Below are 15,458 nucleotides of genomic sequence, written 5' to 3'. Positions count from 1 at the left end.
ACTTAAGACACGCTGCACTAGTCGATTGAATCGGCTCAGGCCTCAGCGGGCTCCTCGTACTTCGGGAACACGGGCGTCGGCGCCGGAAGCACGATTCCGGCTTTAATCGGGGTCCCGATCGCAGCAAATTGGCGGGCGAGGCCCTCCGACTGGCCGAGGACGTCGAGCAGCCTGCCCGCCGAGCCAGGCATCACCGGCTGAACCAGGATGGCCACGATGCGGACAACCTCGAGGGTGACGTACAGGACCGTATTCATGCGTTCGACGTCGGTCTTTCGCAACACCCAGGGGGCCTGCTCGGCGAAGTAGGCGTTGGTGTCGCCCAACACCGTCCAGATCGCCTCAAGGGCGCGGCTGAATTCCTGCTTGTCGAAAGCGGCGCGGGCGGTTTCCAGGAGCTCGCCCGCCCGGCCCAGCAAGGCAGTGTCTTCAGCACTGAAGGCGCCCGGTGCAGGGACCTTGCCCTCGCAGTTCTTGGCCACCATGGACAGCGAACGCTGCGCAAGGTTTCCGAAGTTGTTGGCGAGATCCGCGTTCATGCGGCCCACGATGGCCTCGTGGTTGTAACTTCCGTCGGCCCCGAACGGTACCTCGCGAAGGAAGAAGAAGCGGACCTGGTCGAGTCCGTACTGTTCCACGAAGTCCTCCGGCGCCACCACGTTGCCAAGGGACTTGGACATCTTGACGCCGTTATTGGTCAGGAAGCCGTGGATCATGACGCGCTTTGGCAGCTCGAGTCCGGCGCTCATAAGGAAGGCCGGCCAGAAGATGGCGTGGAACCGGGAAATGTCCTTGCCGATCACGTGGACGTCCGCGGGCCAGTACTTGCGGAATGCCTCGGACTCGGTTTGCGGATAACCGACCCCTGTGAGGTAGTTGGTCAGAGCGTCGACCCACACGTACATCACGTGCTTGTCGTTCCCCGGCACCGGTACGCCCCAATCGAACGTGGTGCGGCTGATGGACAAGTCCTCCAGGCCCCGCTTGACGAAGCTGATGACCTCGTTGAACCGGTACTGGGGAGCACCAAATTCCGGCTGCTCCTCGTAGAGGGCCAACAGCTTGTCCTGGTAGGCGGACAGCCTGAAGAAGTAGCTCTCCTCGGCGGTCCAGGTGACCTCGGTGTCGGTTTCCTTGGAGTAGCGGACTCCGTCTTCCTTCACCAGGGTGTCGTCCTCGGCGTAGTACGCTTCGTCGCGGACCGAGTACCAGCCTTCGTACTTGGAGAGGTAGATGTCCCCGTTGGCTTCCATCCTCTTCCAGATGGCCTGCGACGCAGCATAGTGGTCCGCATCGGTGGTGCGGATGAACCGATCATAGGAGATGCCGAGGGTGGCATGGGCGGCCTTGTAGACTTCGGCGTTCCGGTCCACTAGCTCCTTGGGGGTGATGCCTTCCTTCTCCGCCGTCTGGGCAATCTTCATGCCGTGCTCGTCCGTGCCAGTCAGGAACATCACGTCGTAACCGTCCAGGCGCTTGAAGCGCGCCATCGCATCGGTGGCAATGTACTCGTAGGCGTGGCCGATGTGCGGAACGCCATTCGGGTACGTGATGGCCGTGGTGATGTAGAACGGAGATTTCTCTGGAGACGTCACTCTATGAAGTTACCTTCTCTTTGGGGTGGAATGACCGCGCGGGGCCGCATATGACGACCGGCTAGTTCAGTTCGGTCAGGGAGTCGCTGAGCCGGACGAGCTCATGGTCGTGCGAGGCCACCAGGACTGCGATGCCGTCGGACGTGGTGTCCTTCAGGATGCTGATGATGCGGTTGGCAGACGTACGGTCCAAGCTGGCTGTGGGCTCGTCCACCACCAGGACGCGGGTGCCGAGGATGAGTGCACGAGCGATGGCTACCCGCTGGCGTTCACCGCCGGACAGCTGGGCGGGGCGGTGCCGCATGCGCCGTCCAAGGCCCACCAGGTCCAGGAGGTCCTTGGCCATGTCCCGGCGCTGTTCCACCTCGCCATCGGGCACGGCCGGCAGGAGGACGTTTTCCAAAGCGCTCATGCCATCGATCAGGGCACCACCCTGATCGACGTAACCGATCAGCGCACGGCGACGATCCGCAATTTCGTCGTCGCCCATGGTCTCAAGGGACTGTCCCTCCCAGAGGACGCGGCCCGACGTCGGAAGCGTCAGTCCTGCGCCCACGGTGAGGATACTGGTCTTGCCTGACCCGCTACGGCCGGCGACGCAGTGCATCTCGCCGGCGTGAAGCGTCAGGTTGAAGCCCTCGACCACGTTGACCGGCTCGGCTCCGCCCTTGCCGCCGCCGTAGCGGATGGTGATATTGCTCAGCTCGAGCGGGGTGGCGTGGTCCGATGCCCTGACGATGGTGTTGGCGCGGGTCTGGTAAGGATCTCCAGCCGGATCCTGGGTCGGAATCGGCTCAGAGTGGGAATTGAGAGTCATTTGACCACTTTCGTTGCAATCGGAATCCAGCAGAGAACGGCCAGGAACCCGGCCAGGGCGGCCCAAAGGGCCGCATAGGGTGCCAGCACGAGCCCCAGCCCCAGCGCCCCCACGACGCCCAGCGGCAGTGCCACGGTACCAACAAGGGCATTCTCGAAGAACCTGACCTGGCCCAGCATGTCCGGATTCCAGCCCATGGCCTCGAGGATGCCAAGATACTGGCGCTTGGCCTGAAGCTCGAAACGTCCTGTCACGAGCGTCAGCACCAGTCCCACCGCCACGCCGGCGACCGCGAGGACAATGCTCGGCAGCGCTACGCTCGTCGCCGCGGCGCCGCTCAGCGCGCTCGCTCCGGCAGCCCGGGGGATGTCGATCAGGACGGCGATGAGTGCTCCCACTGCAGCGCCGAAGACGCCAACCGCCACGGCTAGCGATACCGAGTTGAACCGGTTGGTGGTCAGCTGGCGGTTGGCAAAAGTCAGCGGAGAATCGACTGCGATGAGCTTATCGTCGTGCTGCGGCTCCTGGTCCACAACATCCTGGTGCCGCAACTGGTGGGTCGTGAAGTAGGCAGCTGCCAGATAGATGACCAGAACCGACACGGACACGAGCACGGTGGCAAGGTTCCAGCTGAGCAGGCTCAATGCCAGGCCCGCGACGGCGATCAGCCCGGCCCCAATAGCGAACTCCTCGAGGACCCAGGAACGGATCTTGCGCTGGGTCCAGCCCATGGCACGGAGGACGCCGGCTTCCTTCCGGCGCTGGCGGATGTAACTGACGGTCGACGCGCCGGTCAGCAGGGTGGCGCCGCACAGGGTCAGGAACAGCAGCGTGAGGTTGGTGCCGGTCAGGGAGCCAGAGACGGCATCAGCTGCATCCTGGCGGACCCACGACTGCTGGACGGTGCCCAGCGGGGCTTCCTTGCCGGCGTCGTCCTTGGAATATCCGGGGACGAAGATGTTGGCCTCTTCGCGGGCAGAGCCGGCCACAACAGTGGCCTCAAGACCAAGGCTGCGGATCTCGGCCGCCAGTTTTTCAACTTCCGGCTGGGCCTGCTTCCAGCTGCCGGCGGCGGTGGCGCGAACACGTACGGCGTCGATGACGTCTGCGTTGTTCTCGTAGCCGCGCGCCGCTGCCAGGCCGTAGTAGTCGGTGATGGCGCCTGCAGACTGGCTGACCAGTCCGGTGGCGCTCAGCGACGGCTTGAGTTCGGTGTTGCCAGCGTCCTTGCCGTCCGCGTCCTTGTTCAGGGTCAAGGGCGTGGGGTCATAGCCGCCGAGCGGGAGCCTGTTGATATCCCCCGCTGCTTCCTTGACCTTGTCCGCGTTGAACGTGCCGTACACCATCGGCAGCGGTTTGGCGGGCTCCTTGCCGGTTTCCAGTCCTTCGCGGTAGGAGCGCTCATCAACGGGTTTGCGCTGGGTCTGGTCCACCGGGGTCCCGGAAATCGAGCTCTCGGGAAGGCGATTGACCGTCACCCAGTCGCCTGGCGTGGCGGTCTTGTCCACGGCGCCGTTGGACTGGGTGCCGCCGTCCTGGTACTTGGGCGCGGCGGCGAAATCGGTGCTCCATTGTGCCGGGTTGTACAGGCCCTGGCCGAAGTTCCCGGGATTGCCGAGCAGTTGGCTGTGGTCAGTGGAACCGGGCCAGGAAAGGGCAAACGGTGAGCGGGACACGAAAGGCAGATAGTCCTTGTCCAGCGAACGCGTCACCGTGCCGACGTCCTTGACGACCTTTCCACTGGCATCGATTTCCTCGATTTTCACCGAGTACTTCAGGTCAAGTGAGGTCCCCTCGCGCACGATGAGCGGGATGGCCTGGGAGTCTGCGGTCAGTTCCCCGTTGCGTTTGGCCTGCTGGTACTGCGTCATGAGCGGCGCCCAGTACTTAAGCTTGACGCCCAGGAAGTCCGGGCCCTCCTCGAGCTCATCCATGCCGATTCCGTTGGTGAAGAGGCTCTCGAAGTGCCGGCCGATGGCGCCGGCATCCCGAGCATCTGCGGGCGGCGCCTTTTCCAGCGGAGCCAGGAAGTCCCCGGCCGAGCCCAGGAGGGCACGCTCCGCAGCGGGGTCGACGGCAACCACGGACTCTGTCACCTCCGGTGCGAGGGGCAGTGCCACAGAGAGGTTGAAGAGGTTGTGCTCGGAGCCTCCGGCGGGTGCGGGGAACTTGATGCCGGTCTCCCCTGCCGGGCCGGCGATCCGGATGCTCTTGCCGCCCAGGGTCTGTTCCTCGACGAACCTGCCCTTCCCCAGGCTGCCCTCGGCGCTGGTCTTGAACAGTGTCCGTTCAGAGACACCATCGGAGCTCACGGCGGTGGCGGTGAGCCGGTAGTTCTTTGGCTGTGCATCCAGCACAGACTCCGCTGCCGGCCACTTTGCGGCTTCGGTACCGGCGGGGGCTCCGACGGTTGCGGAACCGACGAGTCCGGCGTTGTAGCCCAGGTAGTCCATGGCGTCGAGCCTTGGCGCCTGGAGGTTCTGCGTGACCCGGGAGACGAGGCTGATAGGGGCAGCGACTGCGGTGCCGCCCATCGTCCGGATCTTCTCCAGCTGGTCAAAGCTGATGCCGCCCTGTCCCCCGGCGATTTCGGGCTGGATAAGGGCACCCTTCCCGCTGGAGGTGTCCGCCTTCGCCCGGACGAGGATGTCATAGAGGCCCCGCGAGTTCTCGTCCACCGTTCGATTGAGCGCCGCCTGGGACTGTCCTTGGATGAGGACCGACAGGCCCATCGCGATGATCAAGATGGCCGCGGTCAGCAGCAGCACTCGGCTTCTGATGAACCTCTGGACGGCGTTCATGGGGCTCCCTGAGTCCTTGATTGCGGGTGCACACACCTGGCCGCATCATAGGGATGCAAAGGTAGTCCCGCGCTGGTGTGGAAAAAGTATTGGCCGGCCTGCCGCCGGATCCGGAAATCGGACCAAGCCATTGTACGCAGACCGGCCAATCGAAAAGTTTCGGAGTTGCCCCCGGTCACATGAATTTCAGGTAAGTTCCCAGCTTCAGTCTTCCAGATCCACTTCGCGAACCATTTCAGCACCGATTCCGGCCTTGATGGCGTCGAGGACCTGCTGCGGCACAGAGCTGTCAATGGTCAGCAGCGCGAGCACCTGGCCACCCTCGGCCTGGCGCGCAACCTGCATGCCGCCGATGTTGATGTTGTTCATGCCCAGGATGTGGCCGATGGTGCCGATGACGCCGGGACGGTCCGCATAGGAAACCACCACAAGGTGTTCGCTGATGGGAATTTCAACGTCATAGCCGTTGACGCCGACGAGCTTCTCGACCTGCTTGGGGCCGGTGAGGGTGCCCGCTACCGAAATCTGCGAACCGTCACTCAGGGCGCCTCGGAGGGTCAGCACGTTGCGGTAGTCCTCGGCGTCCGGGGTGGTGATCAGCCGGGCGTTGATGCCCCGCTGTTCAGCGATGACAGGAGCGTTGACGTAGGAGACCTGTTCAGTGACGACGTCGGCGAAGATGCCCTTGAGGGCGGCCAGCTCCAGCACCTTGACGTCCAGTGCAGCAATCTCGCCCGCAACCTCGACGTCGATCTGGGTCAGGGAAGCGTGGGTCAGGGCAGTGAAGATCCGGCCGAGCTTCTCAATCAGCGGGATGCCGGGACGGACGTCCGGGGCAATGATGCCGCCTGCGACGTTCACGGCGTCGGGAACGAGCTCCCCGGCAAGGGCCAGCCGTACGGACTTCGCAACCGAGACACCCGCCTTCTCCTGCGCCTCGTCGGTGGAGGCGCCAAGGTGCGGGGTGACCACGACGTTGTCGAGTTCGAAGAACGGCAGGTCGGTGCTGGGCTCCTTGACGAAGACGTCGACGCCGGCGCCGGCGATCTTGCCTTCCTTCAGGGCGCTGTAGAGGGCTTCCTCGTCAATGAGGCCGCCGCGGGCCACGTTGATGACATAGGCCGTTTCCTTCATCTTGTCGAAGGCCTCAGCGCCGAGCATGCCGACCGTTTCCGGGGTCTTGGGCATGTGGATGGTGATGAAGTCGGAGTTCTCCAGCAGTTCGTCGAGGGTGACGAGCTTGACGCCGAGCTGGGCGGCACGGGCGGAGGTGATGTAGGGGTCGTAGGCGAGGATCTCGGTTTCGAAGCCCTGGAGGCGGGCGGCCACGAGTGCACCGATGCGTCCGAGGCCTATGATACCGACCTTCTTCTCGAAGAGTTCGATGCCTGTGTACTTGGAGCGCTTCCACTCGCCGCCCTTAAGGGCTGAGCTGGCCTGCGGAATGTGGCGGGCCAGGCTCAGGATGTGGCCCACCGTCAGTTCGGCGGCGGAGACAATGTTGGACGTCGGGGCGTTGACCACCATGACGCCGGCCTGGGTGGCGGCCTTGATGTCGACGTTGTCCAGGCCGACGCCGGCACGGGCAATGACCTTCAGGTTCTTCGCCGCGGCGATCGCCTCGGCGTCGACCTTGGTGGCGGAGCGCACGAGGATGGCGTCGACGTCGGAGATTGCAGAGAGCAGCTGGGAGCGGTCGGCGCCGTCGGTCTGGCGGATCTCAAAGTCCGGACCAAGGGCCTCGACTGTGGCGGGCGAAAGTTCCTCAGCGAGGAGTACAACAGGCTTGGTGCTAGTCACCGGTGACCTCTTTAGCTCTCTTTTAATTCAGGTGGGGATTTTGGTGAAACGATGCTTCACGCCCGAAAGCCGGACCCGGGGATACCCGGGTCCGGCCTCGGTGCCGGGAAGGCGTCAAAAAGAGCCTATCCCGAACGGACAAATGCGTTGAATTGCTACGGCAGCGCCGCAGCCAACCGGCACAGGGGACCTTAGCGGGCTGCGGAGCCTTCCACGTAGTCCACGTCCTGCTGCTGCCAGGAGAACAGCGAACGGAGTTCGCGGCCGACAGCCTCGATCGGGTGCTGCTCTGCCTTGGCCCGCAGCTCCTTGAACTCGACGGCACCGTTGTCCTGGTCGTCAATGAAGCGCTTGGCGAAGGCACCGGACTGGATGTCAGCAAGGACAGCCTTCATGTTTTCCTTCACCTCGGGGGTGATGACGCGAGGGCCGGAGACGTAGTCACCGTACTCAGCGGTGTCCGAAACGCTCCAGCGCTGCTTGGCAATGCCGCCTTCCCACATGAGGTCAACGATGAGCTTGAGCTCGTGAAGCACCTCGAAGTAGGCGATCTGCGGCTGGTAGCCAGCCTCGGTCAGGGTCTCGAAGCCGTACTGGACCAGCTGGGACACCCCGCCGCACAGGACAGACTGCTCGCCGAAGAGGTCGGTTTCGGTCTCTTCAGTGAAGGTGGTCTTGATGACACCGGCGCGGGTGCCGCCAATGGCCTTGGCGTAGGACTTGGCCAGTTCCCAAGCGGAACCGGAGGCGTCCTGCTCGACGGCGATGATGTCCGGGATGCCACGACCGGCTTCGAACTCGCGGCGCACAGTGTGGCCGGGAGCCTTCGGGGCGATCAGGATGACGTCAACACCCTCCGGCGCCTGAATGTAGCCGAAACGGATGTTGAAGCCGTGGGCGAAGGCCAGGGCCTTGCCGGTGGTCAGCTTGTCCTTGATGGAGTCGTTGTAGATCGCGCGCTGGTGCTGGTCCGGTGCCAGGATCATGATGACGTCGGCCCATTCGGCGGCGTCGGCAACGTTCTTGACCGTGAAGCCTGCGTCCTCGGCCTTGGCGATCGAGTTCGAGCCTTCCTTAAGGGCGATGGCAACCTCGACGCCGGAATCGCGCAGGTTCAGCGCGTGGGCGTGGCCCTGCGAGCCGTAGCCGACAATGGCAACCTTGCGACCCTGGATGATCGACAGGTCTGCGTCGTCGTCGTAGAACATTTCAGTCACTTGCGTAACTCCTCTTGAGTGGATTTCTGTGGAGATAGGTTTTTGTGGTGCTGGATACTGGGCGGCTGCGCGCCGGATAGTGCTCCAGGCTGTGGCTTACGCCGAGCGCAGCGCCCGGTCACTCATGGAGCGGGATCCCCGTCCAACGGCCAGGGTGCCGGACTGCACGATTTCACGGATGCCGAAAGGCTCGAGGACTGAAAGCAGTGCCGTGAGCTTTTCGGGATGACCGGTGGCTTCGATCACCAACGAGTCTGTGGACACGTCGACTACCGAAGCACGGAACAGGTCTGCAGCCTGGGTCACCTGCAGGCGTGTTGCGGCATCCGCACGCACTTTGACCAGGATGTGGTCTCGCTGTACGGAAGATTCTGAGGTCAGCTCCACGATCTTGATCACGTTGATCAGTTTGTTGAGCTGCTTGGTGACCTGCTCAATGAGGTCGCCTTCGGCGTCGACGACGACGGTCATCCGGGACATTCCGGGGACCTCCGTGGGGCCGACCGCCAGGGAGTTGATGTTAAAGGCGCGCCGGGCGAAGAGGCTGGCAACGCGGGTCAGCACGCCGGGCTTGTCTTCGACCAGAACGGACAGTGTGTGGCGGCTCATGGCTAGTCCTCCTCTTCCCATTCCGGGGTCATGTTGCGGGCAACCTGGATCTGGTCATTGCTGACTCCGGCGGGCACCATCGGCCACACCATGGAGTTGGGGCTGACCACGAAGTCGACAACCACTGGGCGGTCGTTGATCTCGAGTGCCTTCTGGATGGTTGCGTCGATGTCCTCATCGCGTTCGCAGCGTAGGGCTGCGCAACCATAAGCTTCAGCCAGCTTGAGGAAGTCCGGGATGCGGATGGTGTCATGGCCCGTGTTGAGGTCGGTGTTGGAGTAGCGGCCCTCATAGAAGAGGGTCTGCCACTGCCGCACCATGCCCAGCGAGGAGTTGTTGATGATGGCGACCTTGATGGGGATGTTGTTGATGGTGCAGGTGGCCAGTTCCTGGTTGGTCATCTGGAAGCAGCCGTCACCGTCAATGGCCCAGACCACGCGGTCCGGCTCGCCAACCTTGGCGCCCATCGCGGCGGGAACCGAATAGCCCATGGTGCCCGCGCCGCCGGAGTTAAGCCAAGCGTGGGGGCGCTCGTACTTAATGAACTGGGCGGCCCACATCTGGTGCTGGCCGACGCCGGCGACGTAGATGCCTTCCGGTCCTGTCAGCTCGCCGATGCGCTTCAGGACCTTCTGCGGAGCAATCAGGCCGTCTTCCGGCTCGGTCCAGCCCAGCGGGTAGGTCTCGCGCAGGTTGTTCAGGAAAGCCCACCAGTTCTCCAGGTCCGGGGTCCCGGAAGCCTCGAACTGGGTCCGGACGGCTTCCGTGAGTTCCGGAATGATCTCCTTCACGGAGCCCACGATCGGCACGTCTGCCGTGCGGTTCTTGGAAATCTCCGCGGGGTCGATGTCAGCGTGGATAACCTTGGCAAAGGGCGCGAAAGTCTTCAGCACACCGGTCACCCGGTCATCGAAGCGGGCACCGAGGGTGATGAGGAGATCGGCCTGCTGAAGCGCCGTCACGGCCGACACCGAGCCGTGCATACCGGGCATTCCGACGTGCTGCTCATGGGAGTCGGGGAAAACGCCGCGGGCCATGAGCGTGGTCACGACAGGGGCGCCGGTCAGCTCGGCCAGTTCACGCAGCTCTGCCGCAGCGTGGGCCTTGACGACGCCGCCGCCCACATAGAGGACGGGCTTGCTTGAGGCGGCGATCAGCTTCGCGGCTTCGCGAACCTGCTTGTTGTGGCCGCGCACGACCGGGCGGTAGCCCGGAAGGTCTATTTTCGGCGGCCAGGAGAACGTCATCTTGCCGATCTGGGCGTCCTTGGCGATATCCACCAGCACCGGGCCAGGACGGCCTGTAGAAGCCAGATGGAATGCCTCGGCCATGACGTGGGGGATGTCGTTGGGGTCGGTCACCAGGAACGAGTGCTTCGTGATGGGCATCGTGATTCCAACGATGTCGGCTTCCTGGAACGCGTCGGTACCGATGACTCCGCTGGACACCTGACCGGTGATGGCAACCATGGGGACGGAGTCCATATGGGCATCCATGATGGGGGTTACGAGGTTGGTGGCACCCGGGCCCGAGGTGGCGATGCACACGCCAACCCGTCCCGTAACCATGGCATAGCCTTGGGCAGCGTGGCCGGCTCCCTGTTCGTGACGGACCAGGATGTGATTCATCCTGGAGGCCATCAAGGGGTCGTAGGTAGGCAGGATCGCGCCACCGGGCAAACCAAAAATATCGTCGACGCCGAGTTCTTCGAGCGAGCGGACAATAGCTTCCGAGCCGGTCATTTCCGTTGGGGGTACAACGCTGTTCGGCCCGAGGACAGGAGAGACAGTTGCAGCAACATCGACGACGGCGTCAGCCGTGCGGTCAACTTTTTCCGGAGCCTTGGGGGCTCCAGCGGACTTTGCAGCCATCAGCGAGGGGCTGATCGGCGATCCTTTGCTCATCGGACTCTTCCTCTGGAAATCTTCAGTTGATATTGGGTGCTGCTTCTGTCTTGCGGTGCCTGCTTCGTGCAGGGCAAATAAAAAAACCCCTCAGCCTTGCGGCTCTTCGAGGGGTTGCGCGTGACAGTTCGTTACCAGTCGGGCTACTAAGCCACGCGCTTGGTAAGTACGACGACGGTGCCGGCGGTAACGAATGCGGTCATGCGTTCAGTGTTCCCTCTAAGTGAGATAGGTGTCAAACCGCGCCTTCGCCGATCTCACTATTTGGACCTCAAAGTCCATTTTGCGGACCCCTTGCCCAACTGACTCGCAGTTGTTGTCGTTATGACGCTCGATAACGACAACGAGTGCGAGTCAGTTGGGGTGGGACCAAAGGTCTCCGTTACCCGCAATAGGCGCCGGTGGAGGCGCTGTGCACCAGCTTGGCGTACTTGGCCAGGACGCCCTTGCTGAACTTGGCCGGGAGCGGCTCCCAGCCGATCTTGCGCTCGGCCAGCTCCGCCTCGTCCACCAACAGGTCGAACGTCCGGGCTGCGATGTCCACGCGGATCCTGTCGCCGTCCTTGACGAAGGCGATGGGGCCGCCGTCGACGGCTTCCGGGGCGACGTGGCCAATGCAGAGGCCGGTGGTGCCGCCGGAGAAACGGCCGTCGGTCAGCAGCAGGACATCCTTGCCCAGGCCGGCACCCTTTATGGCGCCGGTGATAGCGAGCATTTCGCGCATGCCGGGTCCGCCCTTGGGGCCCTCGTAGCGGATGACGACGACGTCGCCCTTCTGGATCTGCCCGTTATCAAGGGCGTCCAGGGCGCCCTGCTCGCGCTCGAACACGCGGGCGGTGCCTTCGAAGACGTCGGCGTCGAAACCGGCGCTCTTGACGACGGCGCCTTCCGGAGCCAGCGAGCCGTGCAGGATGGTGATGCCGCCAGTCTTGTGGATCGGGTTGTCCAGGGCACGCAGGATCTTGCCGTCAACGTCGGGCGGGTTGATCGCGTCTAGGTTTTCAGCAACGGTCTTGCCGGTTACGGTGAGGCAGTCACCGTGCAGCAGGCCGGCGTCGAGCAGTGCCTTCATGATGACCGGCACGCCGCCGATCTTGTCGACGTCGGTCATGACATAGCGGCCGAAGGGCTTCAGGTCGCCCAGGTGCGGGATCTTGTCACCGATGCGGTTGAAGTCATCCAGCGTCAGCTCGACCTCGGCCTCGCGGGCGATCGCGAGCAGGTGCAGCACGGCGTTGGTGGAACCGCCGAAGGCCATGGTCACGGCGATGGCGTTCTCGAAGGCCTTCTTGGTCATGATGTCCCGGGCAGTGATGCCCAAGCGGAGCAGGTTTACCACAGCCTGGCCGGACTTGCGGGCGAATTCGTCACGACGACGGTCGGCCGACGGCGGTGCTGCCGAACCCGGGAGGGACATGCCGAGGGCCTCGCCGATACAGGCCATGGTGTTGGCCGTGTACATACCGCCACAGGCACCTTCGCCCGGACAGATCGCCTTTTCAATACGGTCCAGGTCCTCGCGGCTCATCTTGCCCGCCGCGCAGGCGCCCACGGCCTCGAAGGCGTCGATGAGGGTGACTTCCTTTTCGGAGCCGTCCTCGAGCTTGACCCAGCCGGGCATGATGGAGCCCGCGTAGAGGAACACGCTGGACAGGTCCAGGCGTGCCGCGGCCATCAACATGCCGGGAAGGGACTTGTCGCAGCCGGCCAGCAGCACCGAGCCGTCAATGCGCTCCGCCTGCATCACGGTTTCCACGGAGTCGGCGATGACTTCGCGCGATACGAGCGAGAAGTGCATGCCCTCATGGCCCATCGAGATGCCGTCGGACACCGAGATCGTGCCGAACTGCATAGGGAAGCCGCCGCCGGCGTGAACGCCCTCTTTGGCGCCCTGGGCAAGACGGTTCAGGGAAAGGTTGCAGGGAGTAATTTCGTTCCACGAACTCGCGACGCCGATCTGGGGTTTGGCGAAGTCGTCGTCGCCCATACCTACGGCCCGGAACATACCACGTGCCGGTGCAGCGTGAATTCCGTCTGTTACGACGCGGCTGCGTGGCTTGATGTCCGGCTTGTCTTCTGTCGCGAATTGGGTGTGGTCACTCATGTTCCAAAGTCTATGGCTCTCCCGCTGCGGCCAACGACAGCGAGGCCTTGGTTAAGAGGAAAACCGGCAATATTTCGACCAAATACTGGACACTCGTCTCATCTTGCAAGACCGCCCTTGAGCGCAAAGGCCCTCGAGCGGGTGCGAGAACGAATAGACGAACCGATGGAGGAACCTAGACAGCCCCATAGCAGCGACGTAACGTCAAAGCACGGCAACATGCCATGCCATAGGAACAGAAGGGCTCTGTTATGGACTGGGTAATCTGGGTCATCGTCATTGTGCTGATTATCGCCATCGTCTGGTGGCTCATGAGCCGGGGAAGCACGCAAAGCGGCGCTGCTTCCCCACGCGGCGCTGCTTCCCAGGGGGCCGCTGCGGAACGGACCGCCGCTCCTGCTGATTCGTTCGGGACGATTCCCGGCCAGGCACCCCCATCCGTAGGCGGCGGCATCGCGGCCAGTGCCGCCGCCGCAGGAACGGCCGGACTTACCGGACTGGCCGGCGCATCGGCAGCGGCAGCGGCGCAGGAAGCCGGCCCTGGAAAGTCCGAGGATGATGAAGAAGCCGCCATGGAACAGCGCACTGCAATAGCAGAGCCCTCGCCGACGGAGCTGGGCGAGGAACCGCCGACGGTCGATGACACCCCGAGGCCCGAAGATACCTTTATCGCCGGGCAGGTGGCTGCAGCAGATGACCCGGCCGCCAGGACCGCAGCTAGCGCCCCAGGCGCAGGGGAAGGCGCAGGGGAAACGGATGCCGGCGGCGTCGACGTCGACGACTGGGATACCGAGACTTCAGGGCCATCCACCGACGTCGGATCCGGAACCGCGGGGACCGGCAGCGAGGCGACAGTCGACGAAACGACGGCACCTGGTGTCACCGCCGATGATGTGGTTCCTGCGGACCCTGGTCCGGGAGGAGCGTCCGCCAGCCCCGAGAATGAGATGGCCGACAGGGCCGAATGGGAGGCGACCTGGAGTGAAGACTCCTCGACGCCGACCCACCACCATGACTACACCGGTCCCCACACGCCGACCCTGCCGGGCGCTGAATCGGCGGCGGCGGAGGCTGCGGAGGCTGCCCCTGCTGCGGACGACATTTTCCCCGAAGGCTCGGGAGGCGGCCATCTGGCTGCCGAAAACCCGTACGGCGAAGGTTCCGCGGCTCCAGCCCCGGACGGCAGCGGTCCCGAGGGCTATGTGGTCAAGGGGGATGCGGAATCCATGACCTACCACGACGAGGAAACTCCCGGCTATGAGGACGCCAAGGCCGGAGTCTGGTTCCTGTCCGCCGCCCATGCCGAGGCGGCGGGCTTCCGCCCGCCTCGTCGAAACCGGCTTTAGGCGGCGGCAAACAAGTCATGAACCACCGAGGGCCGGGCTCAGGGCGCTCTCCCGGAGCCCGGCTCCTGTCCGCATTGGTCGCCGGGAGCCTGGCAGCGGCGCTGGCAGGCTGCACACCCCAAGGTGATCCCAGGCCGGAACCCCAAGAAAGCACCCAGGGCGGAACCGGAAGCATCCAGGGCGGAATCGACAGGCAGCCCCAGCTCGACTCGAAACTGGATCTCTCCTTGGAGATACCCTGGGCGGTCGTGTTCCTGGAAGACGGGACGGCCATCATTTCGGAGCGAGACTCGGCAAAAATCAAGATGGTGCGGGATGGCCGCGCCTCCGACGTGGGGACGATACCCAAGGTCGATCCCGGCGGGGAGGGTGGGCTTTTGGGCTTGGCCCTGTCCCCCGGCTTCCGCGAGGACCGCTACCTCTACAGTTACTACACATCGGCCACTGACAACCGAATAGCGCGAAGCCGGCTGGAACAGGAGCCGGATGGCCGGTTTCGGCTCGGTCCCACCGAAGTGATTTTCGAGGGCATGTCCAAGGCATCGACGCACAATGGCGGCAGGATCCGCTTTGGCCCTGATGGCTTCCTCTACGTGGGAACAGGTGATTCCCAGCGCCGCAACCAGCCCCAGGACCGCAACGCCCTCGGCGGCAAAATCCTGCGGCTCACCCCGGACGGCAAACCTGCGCCGGGGAATCCCTTTGGTGACAACCCCGTGTACAGCTATGGCCACCGCAACGTCCAAGGCCTCGCGTGGGACGGGGAGGGCCGGCTGTGGGCCAGTGAATTCGGACCCGACGTCAATGACGAACTGAACCTCATTGTGCCCGGTGGCAACTACGGCTGGCCCGAAGTGACCGGCGCTCCCGGCCGGCCCGGATTCATTGACGCGAAGGTCGTATGGCGGTCGACGGCGGAATCCTCGCCAAGTGGCCTGGCGATAGTGGGCAACGAGGCCTATCTGGGAGCGTTACGCGGGCGGCGCCTCTGGTCGGTTTCGCTCGACGGCGAGTCAGCCGGAGAGCCTGTGGCCTATTTCACACAGATGCATGGGCGGCTTCGGGACGTTGCACTGGCTCCGGACGGACGGTTATGGGTCCTCACCAACAATCAGAACCCTGATTTCGCGCTGATTTATCGGCTTCCCAATTAGCCCACGGCAGGCACCGGATTCCGATTTCACACCCGACCAAACTTCGTGTAGAGTTTCATGTCGTTGCGGAGATCAACGAGGAAAAGAAACGGCCTCGATTGAACGAAAACA

The 15,458-nt window shown here is 63.7% G+C and carries 10 protein-coding genes; 2 read left to right on the top strand and 8 right to left on the bottom strand.

Features of this window, described 5'->3' with window-relative positions:
* Positions 1-35: 35 nt before the first annotated feature.
* The 8 genes from metG to ilvD all read right to left on the bottom strand — a co-directional run bounded on the left by metG (position 36) and on the right by ilvD (position 12,847).
* On the bottom strand, positions 36-1,595 hold the full coding sequence (gene metG / locus J7E82_RS10955; RefSeq protein ID WP_214862632.1) for a methionine--tRNA ligase: 1,560 nt from the start codon (positions 1,593-1,595) through the stop codon (positions 36-38).
* A 61-nt stretch (positions 1,596-1,656) separates the two neighbouring features.
* Positions 1,657-2,412: an ABC transporter ATP-binding protein gene (locus tag J7E82_RS10950; protein WP_214862631.1), complete on the bottom strand. Its 756-nt coding sequence runs from the start codon at positions 2,410-2,412 to the stop codon at positions 1,657-1,659.
* Complete coding sequence (locus J7E82_RS10945) at positions 2,409-5,213, bottom strand: ABC transporter permease (protein ID WP_214862630.1); 2,805 nt, start codon at positions 5,211-5,213, stop codon at positions 2,409-2,411. Before J7E82_RS10945 ends, J7E82_RS10950 begins: the two co-directional genes overlap by 4 nt.
* Before the next feature lie 204 nt (positions 5,214-5,417).
* On the bottom strand, positions 5,418-7,013 hold the full coding sequence (gene serA, locus J7E82_RS10940) for a phosphoglycerate dehydrogenase (RefSeq protein ID WP_214862629.1): 1,596 nt from the start codon (positions 7,011-7,013) through the stop codon (positions 5,418-5,420).
* Positions 7,014-7,204: 191 nt separating this feature from the next.
* Positions 7,205-8,230, bottom strand: a complete 1,026-nt coding sequence (gene ilvC, locus J7E82_RS10935) for a ketol-acid reductoisomerase (RefSeq protein WP_214862628.1) — start codon at positions 8,228-8,230, stop codon at positions 7,205-7,207.
* A gap of 96 nt (positions 8,231-8,326) precedes the next feature.
* The gene (ilvN, locus tag J7E82_RS10930; RefSeq protein ID WP_214862627.1) at positions 8,327-8,839 is read right to left on the bottom strand and encodes an acetolactate synthase small subunit; all 513 of its coding nucleotides are present in this window, start codon (positions 8,837-8,839) and stop codon (positions 8,327-8,329) included.
* Between the two features lie 2 nt (positions 8,840-8,841).
* On the bottom strand, positions 8,842-10,743 hold the full coding sequence (locus tag J7E82_RS10925) for an acetolactate synthase large subunit (RefSeq protein WP_214862626.1): 1,902 nt from the start codon (positions 10,741-10,743) through the stop codon (positions 8,842-8,844).
* 382 nt (positions 10,744-11,125) lie between these two features.
* Positions 11,126-12,847 (bottom strand): dihydroxy-acid dehydratase, encoded by a 1,722-nt coding sequence (gene ilvD / locus J7E82_RS10920; RefSeq protein ID WP_214862625.1) that lies wholly within the window; start codon positions 12,845-12,847, stop codon positions 11,126-11,128.
* Between the two features lie 251 nt (positions 12,848-13,098).
* Between ilvD and J7E82_RS10915 the strand changes: the two genes are divergently transcribed.
* Both J7E82_RS10915 and J7E82_RS10910 read left to right on the top strand, forming a co-directional pair.
* Positions 13,099-14,193: a hypothetical protein gene (locus tag J7E82_RS10915; RefSeq protein ID WP_214862624.1), complete on the top strand. Its 1,095-nt coding sequence runs from the start codon at positions 13,099-13,101 to the stop codon at positions 14,191-14,193.
* A 17-nt stretch (positions 14,194-14,210) separates the two neighbouring features.
* Complete coding sequence (locus J7E82_RS10910) at positions 14,211-15,347, top strand: PQQ-dependent sugar dehydrogenase (RefSeq protein ID WP_214862623.1); 1,137 nt, start codon at positions 14,211-14,213, stop codon at positions 15,345-15,347.
* The last annotated feature ends 111 nt before the right edge of the window (positions 15,348-15,458 follow it).

The organism is Arthrobacter sp. ISL-30 (assembly GCF_018613855.1).
GTDB lineage: Bacteria > Actinomycetota > Actinomycetes > Actinomycetales > Micrococcaceae > Arthrobacter.
The sequence above is the reverse complement of the archived record's forward strand: the minus strand, read 5'-3'. Positions and strand labels throughout refer to the sequence as shown.

Bases quoted from the DNA above. Each gene is read 5' to 3' on its own strand.
- J7E82_RS10950 (WP_214862631.1), bottom strand. From the start codon at position 2,412: ATGACTCTCAATTCCCACTCTGAGCCGATTCCGACCCAGGATCCGGCT.
- J7E82_RS10945 (WP_214862630.1), bottom strand. From the start codon at position 5,213: ATGAACGCCGTCCAGAGGTTCATCAGAAGCCGAGTGCTGCTGCTGACC.
- ilvN (WP_214862627.1), bottom strand. From the start codon at position 8,839: ATGAGCCGCCACACACTGTCCGTTCTGGTCGAAGACAAGCCCGGCGTG.
- J7E82_RS10925 (WP_214862626.1), bottom strand. From the start codon at position 10,743: ATGAGCAAAGGATCGCCGATCAGCCCCTCGCTGATGGCTGCAAAGTCC.
- ilvD (WP_214862625.1), bottom strand. From the start codon at position 12,847: ATGAGTGACCACACCCAATTCGCGACAGAAGACAAGCCGGACATCAAG.
- J7E82_RS10915 (WP_214862624.1), top strand. From the start codon at position 13,099: ATGGACTGGGTAATCTGGGTCATCGTCATTGTGCTGATTATCGCCATC.
- J7E82_RS10910 (WP_214862623.1), top strand. From the start codon at position 14,211: ATGAACCACCGAGGGCCGGGCTCAGGGCGCTCTCCCGGAGCCCGGCTC.